Here is an 18,912-nt window from a genome sequence, read left to right as displayed (position 1 = left end):
TTCCGGTACATCAATGGGTTCTATAACCCTCGACGGCGGCATTCATCGCTTGGTGGAAAAAGCCCCTTGGCCTTCGAACGAAAGGCCGCCTAACATGAGATGAGAGACCGGAACTTTTGCGCGGCAAGTCCAGTTCCCCGAAGTCAATGGGCGGTGAGACATGCTCGCAGATCGCATCGGTGCCTGCTGTAACGTCTCACTGCCACAGATTGAGGCTCTAGTCTTTGTTGTTACAGGCCCACAACCTGCGACAACAGCGATCACGCTTGGATTGCACAGAACTGGCCCGCCCATGGTTGGGGACACCGCACTGCTTGCGGAAATCTCAGCGCCGCGCACTGAAAGTTCCCCGTCTGGGATGGGGTTTCTCTTTCTTCAGACGGCGCGTGTGAAACGATTGGAACGCAGTACGCTCCAACTCGTTCCCCAACAACAGAACCTGTCGTGTCAGCGTGACGGATCTATTCAAACCTCTCACACAACTGAGTTGTTCCCCTCACCAGGATCGCCAGATCAACACCAACAGCGGTGAAGCTGGTCCCCAGCTCCATGCAGCGGCGACAAAACGCCTCATCCAGCGAAAGAATGCCTGCCGGAACACCAAGAGACCCCAGTTTACGTATCGCACCTTCAATCGCGGCGACGACCTCGGGATGATCTGGCTGGCCAGGAAAACCCATGCTGGCGCTCAGGTCAGCCGGTCCGATAAAGACGCCATCGACACCTTCGACCATCGCAATCTCTTCGAGCTGTTCAAGCGCCACCGCCGTCTCGACCTGTACAAGCAGGCAAAGCTCCTCTTCGGCGCGGGTCACATAATCGTCTGCTTTGCCAAAACGGCTTGCCCGGGTAATGCCTGCCACCCCGCGCATCCCCCGCGGCGGGTAGCGCATCGCATTCACTGCCGCTTTGGCTTCCTCCGCCGATTGCACATAAGGGAGCAGCAGACTTTGCGCCCCCATGTCGAGCAGACGTTTGATCAGAACCGGATCGTTGACTGCAGGGCGCACGACGGCGGACACCTCCGGGTAACCCGCAATCGTTTGCAGCGCAGGCAGGATCTCAGCGACCTCCACAGGGGAATGTTCGGTATCGACAAGAACCCAGTCGAAGCCAGAACCTGCCAAAACCTCGCACACAGTGTTCCCACCGATGGCGTTCCACATGCCAAGTTGGTGGCGTTTTCCCTTGAGCGCCGCTTTGAACCGGTTGTGAGGAATTTGCATTGTAAGTCTCCGAATGGATTGTTTGATTATGTTGAGACGTGTGAGACGTCTTTGTCAGGTGAATAAATATCGAGAATGTTCCAGTGCCCTGTGGTTGGCGTCGGATTGTTGATCATCGCCACATCGATAACCGTGGGTTTGCCGCTGGCAATCGCGGCCTCCAGCGCGGGTAAAAGCGCATCAGCTGAGCTGACTTTCACACCTTCAGCCCCATAGGCGCGGGCGATCTGCGCGTAATCGGGGCCAAATTCAGGCGCCCCGGCCTGGCCAGGAAAGGTCGTACCGTAGGTTAGCCCGTAATGCGCCTTTTGCAATCCTGCGATGGTCCCAAAAGCGTTGTTATTCATCACAAGCCATATGATGGCCAGGCCCTGTTCAACAGCGGTGGCCAACATCGCCGGGTTCTGGCCAAAGCCGCCGTCACCGACCAGCGACAGCACCACGCGGTCCGGTGCCGCAATCTTGGCACCAATCGCAGCAGGAGGGCCAAAGCCCATCGTCGCAAACCCACCCGGTGTCAGGACAGATCCGGGCGTCAGAATATCGAATTGTTGTCCAACGCCATTCTTGTTCCAGCCGACATCGGTGGTGATGATGGCGTCTTCGGGCAGCGCTTTGCGTGTATCCGCAAGAATGCGTTCTGGCATCATTGGAAACGCGTCCGAAGTCTGGTTTGCCACGTTGCCAGATTTGAAATTTGTACGAAAGTCGGCAATCTTTTTGACCAGTCCCGGGCGTTCAAAGCCTGCGGGATACATTTCCCTGGCAACCCGGTTCAATACACGAAGGGCGGCTTTTGCATCAGAGACAGCACCAATTTCCACCGGGTAATTCCGACCGATCTCAGACGGTTCAATGTCGATGTGAATGACTTTGGTACCGGGAATATTAAACGTGTACCCAGGATACCAGGACGAACAGTCTGCCTCTTTGAACCGGGTGCCAATGGCGAACAGATAGTCCGCGTTCAGGCAGGACTGGTTCACCAGTTCAGTGCCCCAGAACCCGGTCATGCCCAGGACCAGCGGGTGATCATCACGCAACGCCCCTTTGCCCATCAGGCTGTGTGCAACGGGCAGTCCCATGTGATCGACAAAATCGCGCAGCTCTTCAGACGCTTGCGCCAACAAGATTCCACCGCCGGCATAGACAACAGGGCTGGTCGCTGCAGCGATCCGCCTTATAATCTCGCGCGCGGTTTCGTCATCAAGAGATGGTTTGATCAGAGCCCGCGTGTTGTCTTGGATCCGGTCAAAACTCGCGCTTGAAATCTCAGCTGAGAAGATGTCCATCGGCACGTTGACAAGTACCGGCCCTGGCTGGCCACTTTCAGCCAAGTGAAACGCCTTTTCGAGCACTTCCGCCATCAGATCAGCCCGGTCGACCCGCCACGCCCGTTTAACAAAAGGGCGGTAAATTTCGTATTGGGACGCATCAGCGTGCAGGTTGACCTCCTGATGCGGATGTTTGCCGTAATAATGCGTCGGAATATCTCCGGCGATCACCACCATCGGAATACAATCCATCGCCGCATTCGCCACACCGGTCGCGCAGTTGGTCAGACCGGGGCTCAAGTGCGACAACACCACCGAAGCCTTACCGGTCACCCTGGCGTAGGCGTCAGCAGCATGGCTGGCGACTTGCTCATGACGAACATTTACGAAGTCAATCGGGCTCTCCGCCAGTGCCGCCAGTACGGAAATGTTGGTGTGGCCACAGAGCCCAAAAATATGTTTGACGTCGCGCCGTTCGAGGTAGTCAACGATGTGTTCTGCGACGGTCCTGGTCGCGCCCATTTTGTCGTCCTGCATCGCTCTTACTCCACTGTTGTCTGGTAGAACTCGCCAAAGAGCTCTTGCTCAGACGGGCGGTCTTCGGGAATGGGCCGGCTTACCCATGTGTAGTTCATGAAATGTTTGAGGCTGACGTTCTCATTGGTGATGTTGCCGCCCCAGATGCCGCAGCCCAGACTGGAGGTCATCGGCATGCCGTTGGTAAAAGCACCGGCATTGGCCTTGGACTGCGCCTGGCGCACCATCATCCGGCTGACCGGCGCGAGGCGTGCCAGGGCGTCGATGTTGGCGTCATTATGCGAATAGATGCCGCAGGAATGACCCTTGCCGCCGGTTTCATAGATGTCATGCACAATATTGAGCGCGTCATCAAACGTCTCAAAGTGATAGAGCGCCATCAATGTAGTCAGTTTCTCTTTCGAAAACTTGTGCTCTGCACCGATTTTACCCTGGTTTTCGACCATCAGGAATTTGCAGCCCTCCGGAACGGAGAAACCAGCGACTTCAGCCGTCTGCTGCGGCCGGCAGGCGATGGTCGGGAACGTGCGGTTGCCCTTCTCGTCCCACATCGCCTTTTCGAGCAGGGATTTTTCTTCGTCGTTGCACAGGTAGCCGCCTTCGGCCTCCAGCGCTTTAACCATCTGATCATAGACCGACTTCTGGATGATGATATTGCCGTCCGCCGAGCAACCCGAGCCAAAATCAGAGGTCTTGGACATACGGGTGTTGGCCGCAGCAATGTCAATATCGGCGGTTTCATCAATCACGATCGACGAGTTGCCTGCACCAACACCATAGGCCGGACGACCCGAACTGTAGGCGGCTTTGACCATCGGCTTGCCCCCAGTCGCCAGCGTCAGGTCGCACTCTTCCATCAGGTACTGGGTCAGCGGGATCGAGGGTTTTGTGACCACCTGGAACAGGTCTTCCGGTGCGCCGACGGCCTTGCAGGCCGCGCGCATCACGTTCACCATCTCCGTCGTGGTGCCGGCGGTGCGCGGATGCGGCGAGAAAATGACTGCGTCACGTGCTTTGGCGGCATAGACACCGGTGACAGGCGGCGTCAGAGCCGGGTTGGTCATCGGCACCAACGACGCGATGACGCCAGCAGGTTTGGCATATTTAACGATGCCCTTCGCCGGCAGTTCTTCAACTATGCCAGTGCTTTTCTGGCGCAACGCGTCCCTCAGCACTCCGTGAATCTTAAAGCGTTTTCCCGGACGCCCGTCCCGGTCTCCGATGCTGCTTTCGTCTACACCCAGCTGAGCCAGACGGGTAAAGGTCTTTTCATTGCCAGCATACCAGGCGACAGCCTGCGCCAGACGGTCCAGTTGTTCCTGGGAATAATCTTCGACCTCAGCCATCGCGGTGCGGGCACGCACCAGCATATCCGCGACCAGTGTTCTTTCGTCTTTAGTGAGTTCTCGACCCATGGGTTCCCTCATTTTCTTGAATAGATGCGGCCGGATTCTCATTGTTCTGGCGGCGCTCGGACCGGACCGATCCGAAAGTTCGTTTGGCGTGTTGCAGGCAACGGCGCGCGTGTTCTTCAAAGCCAAGCTCGGCGACACGACTTTGATTGGGCAGTTCAATCGAATAGTCGACTGTTGGCATCCGCTCGATAATTCCGGTGAAATCAATGCATCCCTCACCCGGATAGAGCCGCGCATCCCGCGCAAGCTGTATCATCCCCTGGCGGGTGTCAGCGATGCCCGGAAGAGCATCAGAAATATGCAAAAAGTGCAGCAAATCGCTGGGGACATGCAGCAACTCAGCCGGGTCAACACGCGACAGGTGCAGGTAAAGCGTGTCCACCAGAATACCGCCGTTGGCGCGATCCGCTGCGCGCACGATATCCAGCGTTTCGTCAAGTGTTCGCAAGCGGGAAAACGTCGGAAATTCAAGGTCGACAGTCAGCCCGTACGGCGCTGCCAGCTCGCAAGTTTCCGCGTAACAATCCACCAGAAAATTTCTGTCATTCCGGTCGGTTGTCCAGGCGCTCATAATTAAACGCTTCGCGCCCAACTCGCCACCCAGCGCCATCGCTGCCTCAAAGGACCGTGGATCACAATCTTCGGTGATGCGCGCCAGTTCAACATCCAGCACCTGAATGCCAGTGGCCGCAAGTGCGGTCTTTGTCGCGCGCACCATGTCCTTGTCTTGAGGGGAACAGGGAAATTCTCCCGCGACATTCATTGGAATGAAGCGGGGGCTGACGGAATCATAGCCAACACGCGCAGCGATATAGACCAGTTCAGGCGCGGAGCAGCCGATCAGTGTCAGATGGGCCAGAGAATATTTCGCGCTTTCAACGCTCTGCTGTGGTCGGTTGGGCATTTCAGTCAACTCCCGCAAAAAATCCGCCAAACGGATTTTAATATTACAAAACACATAATATATGATGTTTTTAATAATGCCAGCTATTTTTGAAATATGACTGCGCTGCACAATCAGAATATCCGGAGCAAAATCACGCGTCAAAAACGCGCGGCGCCCAGGGTCGCCACGCGATACCGTCAACGAGACAGGTGTTTCGAAATGCGATATTCCGTTAAACTGGAAGCGGTTATGCCCGCAACCGGTCAGACATGCAGGTCAGGATCCATGCGGCAAGAGACCCAGGACCCGCCTGCCCGATGAGAGTCCACCGCGGCCTCGATAAAGCGGACGCCCTGGGCACCCTGCTCAACCGTCGGCAAGCTCAACCAGTCCTCTGGCGGCGAAATTCCGTCGCGACGCGCGGCAACGGCAAGCGCAAACTCCGTATACAGATTGGCCCAGGCCTCGATGATTCCTTCTGAGAACCCGCGGGCTGTGCGCACAAACCGTTCCACATTCGGGCTGATGTCGTGCCCATGTCCGCGACGCAGCATGCGATCAGCTTCGCCAAACCGGTTGAATTTCAGCTCTTCAGGTTTCTCCAGATCCCATTCGACACCGCCGTCACTGCCAAAGACACGCAGGCGCAGCCCGCCGCGGTTTCCGGAGGCAAGCCGCGTCGCCACCAATGTGCCTGGGATATCGCCGGCATAACGCGTCATCATGATAACGGTATCTTCAAGCGCTTTGGGCGCGCCACAAACATGCATCTCCGCACGCAGATCGGTCATCTCAAGGCCAGAGACAAAAGACGCGAGATGCTGCGCATGTGTGCCAATATCTCCCGTACAACTGGTTGATCCGGACTTGGCAGGATCAAGGCGCCACTTCACATGATCCGCATCGGCAACGTCATCCGGCACCATCCAGTCCTGCATGAATTCCACATGGATCTGGTTCACTTTGCCGATGCCACCAGTGCGAACGATTTCCCGGGCCTGGCGCACCATCGGAAACGAGGTCATAGCGTAACAGACGCCAAAGACCTGACCGGTCTCAGCTGTAAGGCGCACGAGTTCGGCCGCTTCTGAAAATTCGTTCGTCAGCGGTTTGTCGCACAACACGTCAATTCCAGCAGCAAGAAATACCCGCGCCGCATCAAAATGAACGTGATTTGGTGTGGTGATCATCACCGCATCAACACCATCAACCCGGCCTGATTCAACCCGAGCCATTTCCTCAAAAGACGTATAACAGCGCTCCTGGGGCAGGAACCATTCCGCCCCCCGCGCCTTGGCTTTTTCCGGATCGGATGACAACGCACCGGCAACGACTTCCCAGCGGTCGCTGAGCCGCGCGGCCGTCGCCTGCATAGTCGAAATGCGTCCGCCACCGACAACGCCGATCCGCAGCCGGCGCGACAGGCGTGGAAACGGACCGTCGAAGTCAAATTCGGACGGGAATAGTTGCTCTTTCATGGCTTCGCTCCTGATATTCACGGGTTTCATGTGGCGCTGGATTGCTCTTTGGGGATAATTTCGACCGCCATAAAGATGCTTGGCGTGATGGTCTCATACTGATGCCAGGGATAGTTGCCTTCGGCGTCATACATTGGCCGGTGCGTCGCGCCGGGTGCCAGCGGTTCCTCAAGATAAAGACTGTGAACGTCCTTCTCGAGACACTGCTGCATCATGCCAAACCCAACGATCTGGGTATGCACTTCACGAAAGCCCGGAACATCGCAAAACGGATGGTATTTATGAAGCCCGACTTTGAGCGGCACCGAGCCGGAGTGATACATGCTCAACCCGATATTCCCCAGCCGGACCTTGGGTGACATATAGTGGCTGACACCTTTCAGCCGCTCTTCCTGCCTGACATCCCAGGCTGACGGCCAGGTGTTCCTGACCTCTTTGAAAAGTGCGTTCTCGTCTGAATGAGACGCGAACCGCTCAATCAGAACAGCGTGTCCGACTTCTCGGATGTCTGTGTTCGCTACGATCACTGATTGTAGGAAACCCAGCGTCTGATCCTGAATTCTGATCGGTTCTTCAGACAGGTTCAGGACGATTGTCCTGTCACCAACACGATATTTTACCTCGTCTGACAGGTATTGCAGAGTGAAGAACGGCTCCGCAAAGTCTAGCGTTTCGATACTCATATGTGATGCTCCTTCGCGACCTTCAGGCTTCGCTATTGGGAAAGTCTTCCGGCAGTGCTGCAGGCGTGGCGCAGCTACTGTTCAGAACCCAGAATTCGCCGCTTTTTGGCGATTCCAGAATGCCGGTCATGATTTCGCAGACGTGCTGCGCCATCTCGCCGCTTGCGCGAACCGGGCGGCTGCCCCGTACAGCATAAGCCAGATCGACCAGGCCGAGCCCGCGGGAGTTTTCATTATAGCCATGGGTATTTTCGGCGACCTGCCAGTTTTCGAGCCCCTGGACGCGCGGCTGGTAACTCCACCGGGACGTTTCCCGCGTCCGGTACCAGACCTCGCCGTCAAAATTGTTGGCGCCATGCACAGGATCCGGATCGGGAATGCAAAGTGTGCCCTTTTCTCCGTAGATCTCGAGCCGTGGCGTTTCGGAATCCCAGATGTCAAAGCTCGCGGTGATCGACCCGATGGCGCCGCTGCAAAATTCCAGCATGCCGGACACATGGGTATCAACGTCAACCGGCATAATCTCCCCGTGCCGCGGCTGGGATTCGATCATCCTGGTGTCAAAGGTCTTGCGCGAGAAACCGCAGACCCGTTTGACCGGCCCCATCAGCGCGATCATAGCCGTCAGATAGTATGGCCCAAGATCGAGCAGAGGTCCGCCGCCGGGCTGGTAATAAAAATCAGGGTTGGGGTGATGGCGCTCAACGCCGTGAGTGCCGACAAAGGCGGCGGCGCCCGTCGGAGCGCCGATAACGCCTTCTTCAATCAACTTCTGGCAAGTTTGCCATCTGCCGCCCAAAAATGTATCGGGCGCGTTGCCAACACAAAGCCCTTTCTCTTTGGCAAGAGCGAGGATTTTCGCTCCGTCCGCCAGATCCGTGACGAACGGTTTTTCGGAATAAACGTGCTTGCCCGCTTCCAGTGCCGCGATACTGACTTTTGCATGTACGGCGGGAATGGTCAGATTCAGCACACAGTCGATTTCCGGGTCACTGAAAATCTCTTCAGGCGTGTAGTATTTTGCAATGCCATATTGCGCCGCTTTTGCTCTGGATTCGGCAATATCCAGGCTCGCACAGGCGACCACTTCCAGAATTTCAAATTTTTGGCATGTCTTCAGATAGATGTCGCTGATGACACCACACCCGATCAGGCCAATACGCAGCTTTTCCAATTCTTTCCCCTAAAGTTTGCAAGCAGACTCTGTCTGCTAGATTTTTTCTTCTGGCTCATAGAGCGGAAGATAGCGGGGCGGCATCGGCCCCTTGTTGCGGCCGCCCTGGTTGGTCTGTTCCCAGGCATGCGCCAGAATTCCGACCGAGCGGGACAGGCAAAACAGTCCGCGTGAAAGCGGCGCCGGGAATCCCAGTTCGCAAAAGATCACTGCCGTTGCCCCATCAATGTTCATTGCTATCGGGCGTCCGCCGCGCTGGTGGCCCAATTCCGCCTGAACGGCTTCTCCGATATCGGCGAAACGCCCGTCCACCGCACCACGCCCGGCGGCCACGCGCACCAACTCCATCAGCCGGGGAGCACGCGGATCAACAGGTCTGTGAAACCGGTGACCGAACCCGCTGACGATCTTGCCATAAGTGGCGCGCCACGCGTCCAGGCCCTGGCAAACCGCCTCGTGCAACGCCGCACCCTCATCCATCCTTGTCGCGATGTCATAATAAAGCTCAGCACATTGCTCGCCGGCGCCACCATGCACATCGCCCAGCATATTCACCGCAGTTGCCATCGCATTGTTCAGGCCAAGTCCACATGTGGCGGCCATACGGGCTGCGGCAATGGACGGTGCCTGCGGCCCATGATCAACGCCTGCTACAAGCGCAGATTCAAACAATTTTGCTTCATCCTCAGACGGCAAGGTGCCGCGGACCATCAGCCAGATCATTTGCGGGAAGGAAACAGCGCCAATGAGCTCTTCAACCGGGTGACCGCGAAAGGCGATGCGCCCCGGCTCCATGTCAATTATTGATGTGCGCCACCAATGGCTGATTGCTTCAGCGTCCGAACGTTCAGTCATGGAACCAACTCTTCATCTGGTATTTGTTTTTGGGATATCAGCCGCTCAATGCAGGCCATAAACCGCGTCGGATCGGCCTGCTTTCCGGTGATAAAGCTGAAAGCATCCACCGCCTGGTGAATAGCCATGCCGGTGCCGTTAATCGTCTGGCATCCACGTTTTTTTGCCTGAACAAGCAGTTCAGTTTCCAGTGGAAAGTAGACGATATCGGCAACCCAGGTGGTTTCCGGCAAGCCTGCAACATCGATTGCAGTGCCGGGATGCTCGTTCATACCCATCGGAGTGGCATTCACCACTCCATCGTATTGGGAGAGATCCATTGTTACGAGACGGTCAACCACGGCGACAGATGCGTCTGGCCGCGCCGCAGACAGCTGCGCCACCAGAGCCGCACCGCGCCCAGGTGTCTTGTCATGGATCACAATCCTGTTGACACCTGCATCGATAAGCGCAAGTGCAACCGCCGTACCTGCGCCCCCTGCCCCCAACAGCAAGACCTGGCCAAGGAACAAAGCAGGCTGTACCGTCTGAACTGCTGCAAGAAACCCGGAATAATCAGTGTTGAAACCAAATCGTCTCCCACCCTGGAAAACCACGGTATTTACGGCACCAATCGTGCGTGCGATTTCTGAAAGCTCACTCAGATATTCGACAACCTCAACTTTGAACGGATGGGTAATATTCAGCCCCACGTAACTGTCAGCTTCTGCCTGGTCGAGTATGCGGCTCAGCGGAATGTTGCGAAACCGTTCCGTGCTGACATCCAGCAAATCATACTGATACGAAAGCCCCAGGGCCCGCCCCTCGGCTTCGTGCATCGCGGGTGTCAGGGAGCCAGCAATCCCGTGTCCGATCAAACCAGCTTTCATTGTTCCAGTGCCCCCGCAGCAGACAAGTGGTTCATTTGCGCCGACAGGCGGACCGGGGCATTTCTGGCGCCATATCCGGAATAGCCATTGCGACGTTCAACCACTTCAAAGAAGAACCCATTAAAGATCGGCGTGCTGTAAATCTGAAAATACTCCCCGGCGCCGTCCCGATCATACAAAATATTTGCGTCTTTCAAACGGCGAACAAAATCGTCTTCAAGATCAAACGCCGTTTGCAGGTCGGCGTAATAGTTGGCTGAAATAGAAAGGCGTTGAAATCCGGTGGCCATGAGACGTGCAGAAGTTTCAAAGATATCATCACTGAGAAACGCAATGTGCTGAACACCGGCACCAAAGCGCTCCGCAAGAAACGCCCCCGCCAATGTGCGCCGCGTCTCTGCGCCGTTGAGGTTGAGCCGCACTTCTCCTTCCGGGCTTTCAATGGCCTGGCTGTGCACGATGCCCGACGGATCCACGACATCCACGATGGGCGACTTTTCCATCTCAAACGTTGATAGGTAATAAAGAAGCCAGCTTTGCATCTCCTCGTACTTCATGGTCTGGGCGACGTGATCGATCCTGCGGATGCCCGCGGGCTGTGTCGCCTCAGTCGAAGCAACCGGATTAAACTCGATATCCCACACCCGGTGCAGATCGGATTTCTCGTCGATGAAATGAACTACATTTGCGCCGACTCCGCGGATTGCCGGGATATCAAGTTCTCCGGCCCCCACCGGCTGCAAGAAGACCGGCGTACCAAGGGCGGCGGCGCGGGCAACAGTTTTTGCAGCGTCACTGACCCGCAACCCCATGTCACAAACAGAAGGACCATGATCGACAAAGGCGCTGTGAGCATAGCCTTCGGGTTCTGTATTGACGACGATGTTGACGGCGCCCTGCCGCCACAATTCAACGGACTTTGAAATGTGCCGGCGTTCCATACGAAAACAAAGTGACGAAAGCAGGGACGTCAGGGATCTGGCACTTGCATCATCGGTAGCGAATTCAACAAACTCAAATCCGGATGCATAGACGCGTTCCGGCACGTCCGGGATGCCAAAGCCAAAGTCTGGCCCGCTGCGCGCGACATCATCCAACAGGCTGACGAGAGACCGGTATCCGTCGGCAGCAACCCTGTTCGCAGCGCCCTGGGGCGCGACATCGTTTACGCCGCCCAGAGACCAGGCGCCCGTATATCCGCTTTTTGCGATGACGCGCACAAATCCGGCGAGGTTCAGACTACCCTGCCCCGGCAGCAGACCGAAATGCTGCTTCAGGTGGCGGCCATCCGGGATCAGCGCGGGGGAATCCGACAACTGCACATGAAAGACCCGATGCCCTGGAATGTCACGCAACCGTGCAGGTTTTGACCCGTCAGCAAGCGAGAAGAAACTGTTTAGAGCAACGCCGAGATGGGGACTGTCAACGCTTTGGATAAGCTCAAGCGCAGCAGTATCGTTGCGGACGTGCCGCGCCCAAGGCAACGCCATATAAGCAGCGCGCAGCCCCCTGTTCCCCGCGTGCTCTGCAAGCATGGCCAGGTCAGAAGCAATCCTACCGCTGTCATCTGACGCGTCGGGATGCACTGAAGAACACACCATCAGCAGGTCGGTGCCAAGGGCCTGCATCAGGTCAAATTTTTGTTCGAGCCGATCAAAAGCCTGATCCCTGGCCGTCCCCACCAGCCCTTCCAGATTGCAGAACGGCTGCAGAAGCCCGATCTTCAGCCCTTGACCGGCAACCAGACGCGCAAATTCTTCTGCCGTGCCGTCAAAGTTTGTGAAGTCCGGCTCGCAAAGCTCGATACCTCCGAAGCCGGCTTGTGAAATGGCCGATAGCTTGCTCCGGATGTCCCCAGGCACAGATGACGTTGCGATTGCGAGAGTCATATGAGCACCCCAGCACTGAATGGGACTACGTGCATATGTGTCATCAGCCCAGGTATCCAAACATCCGCGGCAGCCAGAGCACGATTTCCGGCACAAAGATCATCAACAACAAAGCAACAACCAGCACCGCAAGGAAGGCCCAGATTTCACTGATGATTTCCCTAAGCGGAATACCGGTCACTGCGTTGATGACAAAAAGAAGGATGCCGTATGGCGGCGTGATCAGGCCAATCATCGAGTTGACCACCACCAGCACGCCGAAATGCACCAGGTCGATCCCAAGCTCTTTACAGGTCGGAATAAAGAGCGGCACAATTACGAGGATGATTGTAGTCGCATCCAGAATGCAGCCCAGAAGCAAGATCAGCAGATTTACGCCCAGCAAGAACAGCAGCGGGTGCACTTCCAGGCCAACCAGCGCTTCGGCCATCATACCCGGTATATTTTCAGAGATCACGATGAAGTTCAGGATCAGTGCGCCGCCGATGACAAGGCCAACCGCAGCCGAAGACCGGGCACTTTCCACCAGCACGCCGTACAGAGCTCTGAACGACAAGGCCCGATAGAACAGGCCCGCAAGCACGAGCGCGTAAAACGCGGCGACTGCGGCCGCTTCGGTCGGCGTGGTGACACCTCCGTAAATGCCGTAGAGCAAGATAACTGGCATCAGCAACGCGGGAAACGCATTGGCTGTGTGACGCGGCAGTTGACGTAAGGGCACCGGCTCTTCCATTGCGAAACCGCGTTTGGTGCTGAGATAGGAATTCATTGCCATCAGAACGGCGCCCATCACCAGACCCGGCAGGATACCAGCGAGGAAAAGCGCGCCGATAGACGTGTTAGAAACCAACGCATAGAGCACCATCGGAATGGAGGGTGGAATAATCGGGCCAATTGTGGCCGAGGCCGCAGTTATCGCAGCAGCGTAACCCCGGCTGTAGCGGCCTTCCTTGGTCATCATCTCAATGATGATTTTGCCAATACCGGCAGCATCCGCCACAGCAGAGCCCGACATTCCGGAAAAAATAAGCGAGGCCACAACATTCACATGGCCTAATCCGCCGCGGAAACGCCCGACAGCCGCGACACAGAAGTTCAGCAATCGCTCTGATATAGTGCCGGCGTTCATGATGTTGGCCGCGACGATGAACAGGGGCACCGCGAGCAGGACAAAGCTTTTGTAAAGCCCTTGCAGGATCTTTTCACCCGCCAGCGCAATGTCGAGACCGGCAAAGCCCAGATAGACCACGGCAGCAAGGATGATTGAATAGCCGATGGGTGTGCCGATACCAGCGAGCACAAACATCGTCAGCAAACAGGAAGCAAGTTCAAAGCTCATATCGCGTCTTCCCCGTGGCGGATTGCGGGCAGTTCGGGTTCATGCCCCGGGATATCGTGGTCGCTGTCTGGTGGACCGTTGCGCAGAATGTCGATGAACCGCCAGATATAACGCGCTGCCACAGCAATCATGAAAATAGCGTAGATCGAAAAGACGGTTCTGAGCGGAATTTTCAGCGTCGCGCTTTTGCGGATTTTCATCCAGTCGATGTAATCCCAGGTTGGCAAGAAGGCCCAGATCATCCCTCCCGCGATCGCAGCTGCTGAGATCAAGGCCAGAAACCGGCGCACCCGCGAAGGGGCCATGAGATAGAATATGTCAAAGGTCACGTGATCGCGTTCACGAACGACAAAGGCATTGCCGAAAAACACGAGCCAGATCCAAAGCGTCAGACACAGCTCCAACGTCCAGCCAAAGGGCGTGAGCAGCACGTAACGCGAGAATATCTGCAGTAGAAAAGTGAGAAACATCGCCGCCAGCATCCCAGCAGCGATGAATTCCGACCCGTGGATGAACCACTTCTTAAAGTTATCCATTTTGTCCTCCCACGGATCTTTCAATTTAAGAGATCAGTTGCCCAGGGCGTTGATCTGATCGAGCACACCTTCAGGCCATGTTTCAGCGAACTCGCTTTCAAGGTACATGGTTTGCACCTGGTTCCGGAACGCTGCCAGATCGGGCTCATAAATCGACATGCCCTTCTCTTCGAGGAAAGAAACCAGATCAGCTTCTTTCTGAAGTTGTGCCTGACGACCAGATTCCGCAGCCGCATCGGCAGCCGCCTGAACGGAAGCTTGCTGCTCGGAGGTCATCTCATCCCACACCGCATTTGAAATGGCGATGTAGTTCAGATCCACGAGGTGCGACGTCAGAACAATCTGATTGGTCACTTCGTAGAATTTGGCGTCAACCACTGTCGGCAGCGGGTTGTCCTGGCCGTCAACAGCGCCGGTTTGCAAGGCGGTGTACACCTCCGTGAATGCCATCGGCGTTGGCGAAGCTCCTAGTGCCTTGCCGAGGAACTGCCAAGCATCGGTGCCGGGCATACGCAGATTTACGCCAGCTAGGTCAGCAGGGCTCACGACTGTCAGATCTTCTTTTGACTGACGCAGGTTTACCTGGCGGCGGCCAAGATACATGACAGAGAGCAATTTAATGCCCAGCTCATCTTCGGCTTTCTGTTTGAACGGATCCATCAACGGGTCGTTGAAAACAGCAACCTGGTGCGCCGCGTCCTGATGAACGTAACCGGCAGTAAAGATCGAAAACTCTGGGAAAAACTGTGCCAGCTCCTGTGCCGATGTGATTGACATCTCCAGGTTGCCGCGGCTGATCGCTGCTAGTTCGGTACCCTGCGCGAAAAGTGTCGCGTTATAGCTGGGTTTGAACTCGGCAAATTCCGCAATAGCGGGGCCAAAGACATTTGCCATCGCGATCGAACGCTGATCCGTTGCAGAACCAGATGTCGACATACGCAACTGGATCAGATCGCTGCTCGCAAAAGCAGGCATAGCGGCGCTCGCAGCAACCCCTGCAGCCACAAGCGCTGACAGCGCCATCCGGCGTGAAAATTTGATACTCATTTTTGTCCTCCCTGACATTGACGTCGCATTCCCCGCGACATTCTGAGTAGAATTATTACCTTACTTTTTACAGTATGCAATATTTTATCAAAAATATATGAGATTTTTGACTTATTGCGTATTTATTGAGCTTTCCAGCGGGCCTATGGCAGACTCTGCACCCACCCCGGCCTGCCCGCCCCCGATAAACACTTGCTCACCGGACTGCGCAGCGGCCTGAATCGCTTCAATCACTTGCAGCGTTTTCAATCCTTCAGCCCCGGAGACCAACGGCACTTCATCTCCAGCAATTACGGCGGCGAAATGCACAATCTGATTCACCAGCGGGTCAGAAGCATCCCGGGTCAAAGTGGTCGCACTGATCGGTTTCCACCAGTCCCGCCCGCCTGGCTGGCTCCAGAGCGTAAGATCCGGCAACGACAAGGAGCCATGTGTGCCACCCAACAGATAGCAGCTTTGCTGCGTGGGCGGATAGATCGGATACTCACTTGCAGTCAGTTCCCAGCTCCACGGCGAGACCACAGTGTCTGACACGGTGATGGTCCCGATTGCCCCATTTTCAAAGCGCAACACTGCAGCGGCCACATCCTCGTTCTCAAATCCGCGCGCAGAAGGCGACGCTTGCGCCTGAACGCTGACGATCTCGCCACATAAATATCGGATAAGATCGACGTCATGCACCAGGTTGACTGATATTGGCCCGGCGCCTTTTTGTTTGCGCCAGGGGGCCAGGTCAAAATAGTCGTCAGGTTTGTAAAACCAACAATTGGCGTGGACCGTGCGTATTTGCCCGATCTCTCCGTTATTAATGACTTCATGCGCCTTTTGAATCAGCGGATTATGGCGACGGTGGTGTCCAACCAGCAAAGGAACATTTGCGTTCTCTGCAGCCGTGACAAGCACCGACGCCTCTTCGGATGAGACAGCCAGTGGTTTTTCAACCAGCGTCGGACAGCCCCGGGCAACACATTCAAGCGCCTGCTCCACATGCAACGGTGTCGGTGTTGAAAGGATAATGCCATCAGGCTGTTCAACTTCGAACATTTTTGACAGTGAAGCGTAGCAAGCCACGCCACGCTCAGCTGCAAAAACCTGCCCGGCCTCGCCTGGGTCAACAACTGCAGCCAGCGCAACGTCTTTCAGACGATCGATGGCCTCGGCATGGCGCAGCCCGACAAGACCGAGGCCCGCGATGACCAATTTGGTGGGTCCACTCATTCCCAAATCCTCACCAAATGCAACGCGCCCGCTGGCTCTGTTTTTTCAGTGATCGCCAGCTGTACACGATTTGCGGCGCGGCCACTTAATCCGGTCAATGTTAAAAGATTGTTGGCCACAAGCCCTGTCCTCATCTCTATATTTCCGATGCAGCTGTGCTGTCCGACCTGGGCGCCACCCGTACGGCGATGCGTTCGATCGGCAGTCAACGGCTGCAACCAACTTACACAGCAAAACCTTTAATGGCAATAATGTATGATATTTTTGTAATTGCCATATTTTATAGTTTCTTGAGAATTATCTGATGAAGTGCTAAATTGCGGCATAACAGGAAAAAAAATGGCGTTATTACGGAGTAGGTATGCAAGCGAACACAGTCGGGTCCAGCACCTACGAAAAAATCAAGCATGACATCATATTCGGCAATCTTGCTCCAGGCTTAAAGCTGAAGCTTGACGCGCTGAAAACACGTTACGGCGCCAGCGTCTCTACCCTGCGTGAGACGCTGAACCGCCTCGCAAGCGAAGGCTTTGTTGCTGCCCAGGAACAACGGGGTTTCTTTGTGACACCGGTTTCCAAAGAGGATCTTATAGAAATCGCGAATCTGCGGATTCTGCTTGAATGCTCGGCGCTGAAAGCCTCGATTGAAAGCGGCGATGCAGACTGGGAGGGCGATCTCGTGGCAGCCCATCACAAGCTGCACCTTATGGAAGAGCGCATGCTGTCTGGCGATCACTCCGAAAAGGAAACCTGGAAACGCTATGACTGGGAGTTCCATCTGGCAATGATCCAGGCCTGCAATTCCAGGAACCTGCTCGGCCTGCACTCAATCCTTTACAACAAATACCTCCGGTATCAGATGCTGGTGCTGACCTATCGCGGTGAAGATGCGGTAAAAGAACACAGGGACATGTTTGACGCCGCGCTGGCCAGAGACGCTGACGGAGCCCAAAAATTTCTGAAAGAACATATTCTGCGCGGCCTGGAACATACGCTGGCTGCTCTGTAGTAAAGAGGTGGTGCCAGAAACTCACCAGTTGCGCATTGCGGTTGTTGGAGCATGCCGCAGCGAATGTCCGGATGCCGCCCTTCGCGCCGAAATGTGCATGGTGCAGTAATCGGGCTACTTCCCTCTCTCTTCACGGTCACGAACGGCCGACTTCTGTCGCCGTGTCAAACGCCGCAGTGTGGCTTTCGCATTGCGGACCTTCACGTAGCCGCCCGACAACCGGACAAAACCCGTCACAATTTCAGATAATGCGCCCCCCCTACATGGGTTGGTTAAATGGTACGCTTGTGGCTTCCATGCGCCCAATCAACGGACACTGCTTGCATTATCCAGTGTTAGAGATATTGAACACTTGTTGAAATGTTGATCCACTGGAAGAAACCCATGCGCCTATTACTACTGATGTCCGCACTTACATTGCTTTTCGCAACTCCCACAACAGCACATGATATCACCAAGGGCACGATTCAAATCATTCACCCTACGATATCACTACCTCCAAAAGGTGCAAAAACTGCTGCGGGCTATATGGCAGTCTCAAATAATGGCAATGCCTCAGACAGATTGATCGGCGTCGAAACTCCTATTGCTAAAGCGGCGAAGATATATACCTCAGAGATGAAAGACGGTGTGGTGCGCATGACGCATGTGCCTTCGCTCGAAGTTCCAGCCGATGACACCGTAGTCCTTGAGCCCGGCGGATTACATTTGATGTTTATGGGGCTCACGACTGTATTGGATGATGATCAGATGTATCCAGTGACACTGACATTTGAAAAAGCCGGGCCAATTACGATTGAATTCATGATCGATGACACCCGAGATGACCATGGAAACCATTCAGTCAATGAATAAGGCGAAATCTCAAGTATTGCGATAAGAGCGCCTTATTCATTCCACTTGCTTGTGCTCACTAGAAGGCACCCACACTCGAACGGCAATTCACGATAATTGCGGTACATTTGATATTCTAGCGAAGTATTTCTGGAACCGGGTTATCCTTTGTGGCGTTGTCCCAAGCATGGGCCGCACCGCAGAAAGAAACCGAGCTTCGCCACTGTCTGAATGTCGGCTTCCTACGCTTACGCCTTCTTGGCTTGCAATTGCAGCGAATGACCGAAATCCGCCCTTCTCGTCGAAATATGCCTGATGCAGAAATCGGAGCACTTCCCTCTACCATAACGGTCAAGAACGGCCGAGGCTGTGTGGAAACGTGCATTTCTGCTAATCTCTTTGAATAATCAGGAGATGTTGGATGAAGCGTTTCATTGAAGGCGATGATCGAGAGCAAGGGGTTCTCTTCCCCGATCATCTTGAAGACTTTGTGAGCGAAGATAATCCTGTTTGGACTTGCCGCGCAAAAGTTCCGGTCTCTCATCTCATGTTAGGCGGCCTTTCGTTCGAAGGCCAAGGGGCTTTTTCCACCAAGCGATGAATGCCGCCGTCGAGGGTTATAGAACCCATTGATGTACCGGAA

At 55.3% G+C, this 18,912-nt stretch carries 18 protein-coding genes; 3 read left to right on the top strand and 15 right to left on the bottom strand.

Annotated elements, in window-relative coordinates; genetic code table 11:
* Positions 1-461: 461 nt before the first annotated feature.
* From DWA01_RS15540 to DWA01_RS23900, 15 genes are all read right to left on the bottom strand, one after another.
* Positions 462-1,226, bottom strand: coding sequence for an aldolase/citrate lyase family protein (locus DWA01_RS15540; RefSeq protein WP_114286726.1), 765 nt, complete (start codon positions 1,224-1,226; stop codon positions 462-464).
* Positions 1,227-1,252: 26 nt separating this feature from the next.
* A complete protein-coding gene (locus DWA01_RS15535; RefSeq protein WP_235008574.1) occupies positions 1,253-3,037 on the bottom strand; it encodes a thiamine pyrophosphate-binding protein in 1,785 nt (594 codons plus the stop codon).
* 5 nt (positions 3,038-3,042) lie between these two features.
* Positions 3,043-4,452, bottom strand: a complete 1,410-nt coding sequence (locus DWA01_RS15530; RefSeq protein WP_114286725.1) for an aldehyde dehydrogenase family protein — start codon at positions 4,450-4,452, stop codon at positions 3,043-3,045.
* Positions 4,433-5,356: a sugar phosphate isomerase/epimerase family protein gene (locus DWA01_RS15525; RefSeq protein WP_114286728.1), complete on the bottom strand. Its 924-nt coding sequence runs from the start codon at positions 5,354-5,356 to the stop codon at positions 4,433-4,435. Before DWA01_RS15525 ends, DWA01_RS15530 begins: the two co-directional genes overlap by 20 nt.
* Before the next feature lie 245 nt (positions 5,357-5,601).
* Positions 5,602-6,816 (bottom strand): Gfo/Idh/MocA family protein, encoded by a 1,215-nt coding sequence (locus DWA01_RS15520; protein WP_114286724.1) that lies wholly within the window; start codon positions 6,814-6,816, stop codon positions 5,602-5,604.
* A gap of 26 nt (positions 6,817-6,842) precedes the next feature.
* The gene (locus tag DWA01_RS15515; RefSeq protein ID WP_114286723.1) at positions 6,843-7,499 is read right to left on the bottom strand and encodes a hypothetical protein; all 657 of its coding nucleotides are present in this window, start codon (positions 7,497-7,499) and stop codon (positions 6,843-6,845) included.
* A gap of 22 nt (positions 7,500-7,521) precedes the next feature.
* The gene (locus tag DWA01_RS15510; protein ID WP_114286722.1) at positions 7,522-8,673 is read right to left on the bottom strand and encodes a Gfo/Idh/MocA family protein; all 1,152 of its coding nucleotides are present in this window, start codon (positions 8,671-8,673) and stop codon (positions 7,522-7,524) included.
* Between the two features lie 36 nt (positions 8,674-8,709).
* Positions 8,710-9,528, bottom strand: a complete 819-nt coding sequence (locus DWA01_RS15505; protein WP_114286721.1) for a citryl-CoA lyase — start codon at positions 9,526-9,528, stop codon at positions 8,710-8,712.
* On the bottom strand, positions 9,525-10,397 hold the full coding sequence (locus tag DWA01_RS15500; RefSeq protein WP_114286720.1) for a shikimate dehydrogenase: 873 nt from the start codon (positions 10,395-10,397) through the stop codon (positions 9,525-9,527). Before DWA01_RS15500 ends, DWA01_RS15505 begins: the two co-directional genes overlap by 4 nt.
* Entirely contained in the window at positions 10,394-12,286 is a 1,893-nt protein-coding gene (locus tag DWA01_RS15495) for a bifunctional sugar phosphate isomerase/epimerase/4-hydroxyphenylpyruvate dioxygenase family protein (RefSeq protein WP_114286719.1), read from the bottom strand. Before DWA01_RS15495 ends, DWA01_RS15500 begins: the two co-directional genes overlap by 4 nt.
* A 43-nt stretch (positions 12,287-12,329) precedes the next feature.
* On the bottom strand, positions 12,330-13,625 hold the full coding sequence (locus DWA01_RS15490) for a TRAP transporter large permease (RefSeq protein WP_114286718.1): 1,296 nt from the start codon (positions 13,623-13,625) through the stop codon (positions 12,330-12,332).
* Positions 13,622-14,161: a TRAP transporter small permease gene (locus DWA01_RS15485; protein ID WP_114286717.1), complete on the bottom strand. Its 540-nt coding sequence runs from the start codon at positions 14,159-14,161 to the stop codon at positions 13,622-13,624. The genes DWA01_RS15490 and DWA01_RS15485 overlap by 4 nt, the downstream gene beginning before the upstream one ends.
* A 33-nt stretch (positions 14,162-14,194) precedes the next feature.
* Positions 14,195-15,208 (bottom strand): TRAP transporter substrate-binding protein DctP, encoded by a 1,014-nt coding sequence (gene dctP / locus DWA01_RS15480; protein ID WP_114286716.1) that lies wholly within the window; start codon positions 15,206-15,208, stop codon positions 14,195-14,197.
* Between the two features lie 111 nt (positions 15,209-15,319).
* Complete coding sequence (locus DWA01_RS15475) at positions 15,320-16,426, bottom strand: Gfo/Idh/MocA family protein (protein WP_114286715.1); 1,107 nt, start codon at positions 16,424-16,426, stop codon at positions 15,320-15,322.
* Positions 16,423-16,545, bottom strand: a complete 123-nt coding sequence (locus DWA01_RS23900) for a hypothetical protein (protein ID WP_268807747.1) — start codon at positions 16,543-16,545, stop codon at positions 16,423-16,425. The genes DWA01_RS15475 and DWA01_RS23900 overlap by 4 nt, the downstream gene beginning before the upstream one ends.
* 242 nt (positions 16,546-16,787) lie before the next feature.
* Here DWA01_RS23900 and DWA01_RS15470 point away from each other — a divergent pair, with 242 nt between their 5' ends.
* From DWA01_RS15470 to DWA01_RS15460, 3 genes are all read left to right on the top strand, one after another.
* Positions 16,788-17,435, top strand: coding sequence for a GntR family transcriptional regulator (locus DWA01_RS15470; RefSeq protein ID WP_114286714.1), 648 nt, complete (start codon positions 16,788-16,790; stop codon positions 17,433-17,435).
* 384 nt (positions 17,436-17,819) lie between these two features.
* A complete protein-coding gene (locus DWA01_RS15465; RefSeq protein ID WP_114286727.1) occupies positions 17,820-18,290 on the top strand; it encodes a copper chaperone PCu(A)C in 471 nt (156 codons plus the stop codon).
* 400 nt (positions 18,291-18,690) lie between these two features.
* Positions 18,691-18,870, top strand: coding sequence for a hypothetical protein (locus DWA01_RS15460; protein ID WP_114286713.1), 180 nt, complete (start codon positions 18,691-18,693; stop codon positions 18,868-18,870).
* Positions 18,871-18,912 lie beyond the last annotated feature (42 nt).

Source organism: Candidatus Halocynthiibacter alkanivorans, from assembly GCF_003333265.1.
Classification (GTDB): domain Bacteria; phylum Pseudomonadota; class Alphaproteobacteria; order Rhodobacterales; family Rhodobacteraceae; genus Halocyntiibacter_A; species Halocyntiibacter_A alkanivorans.
This window is presented reverse-complemented; position numbering and strand designations above follow the sequence as displayed.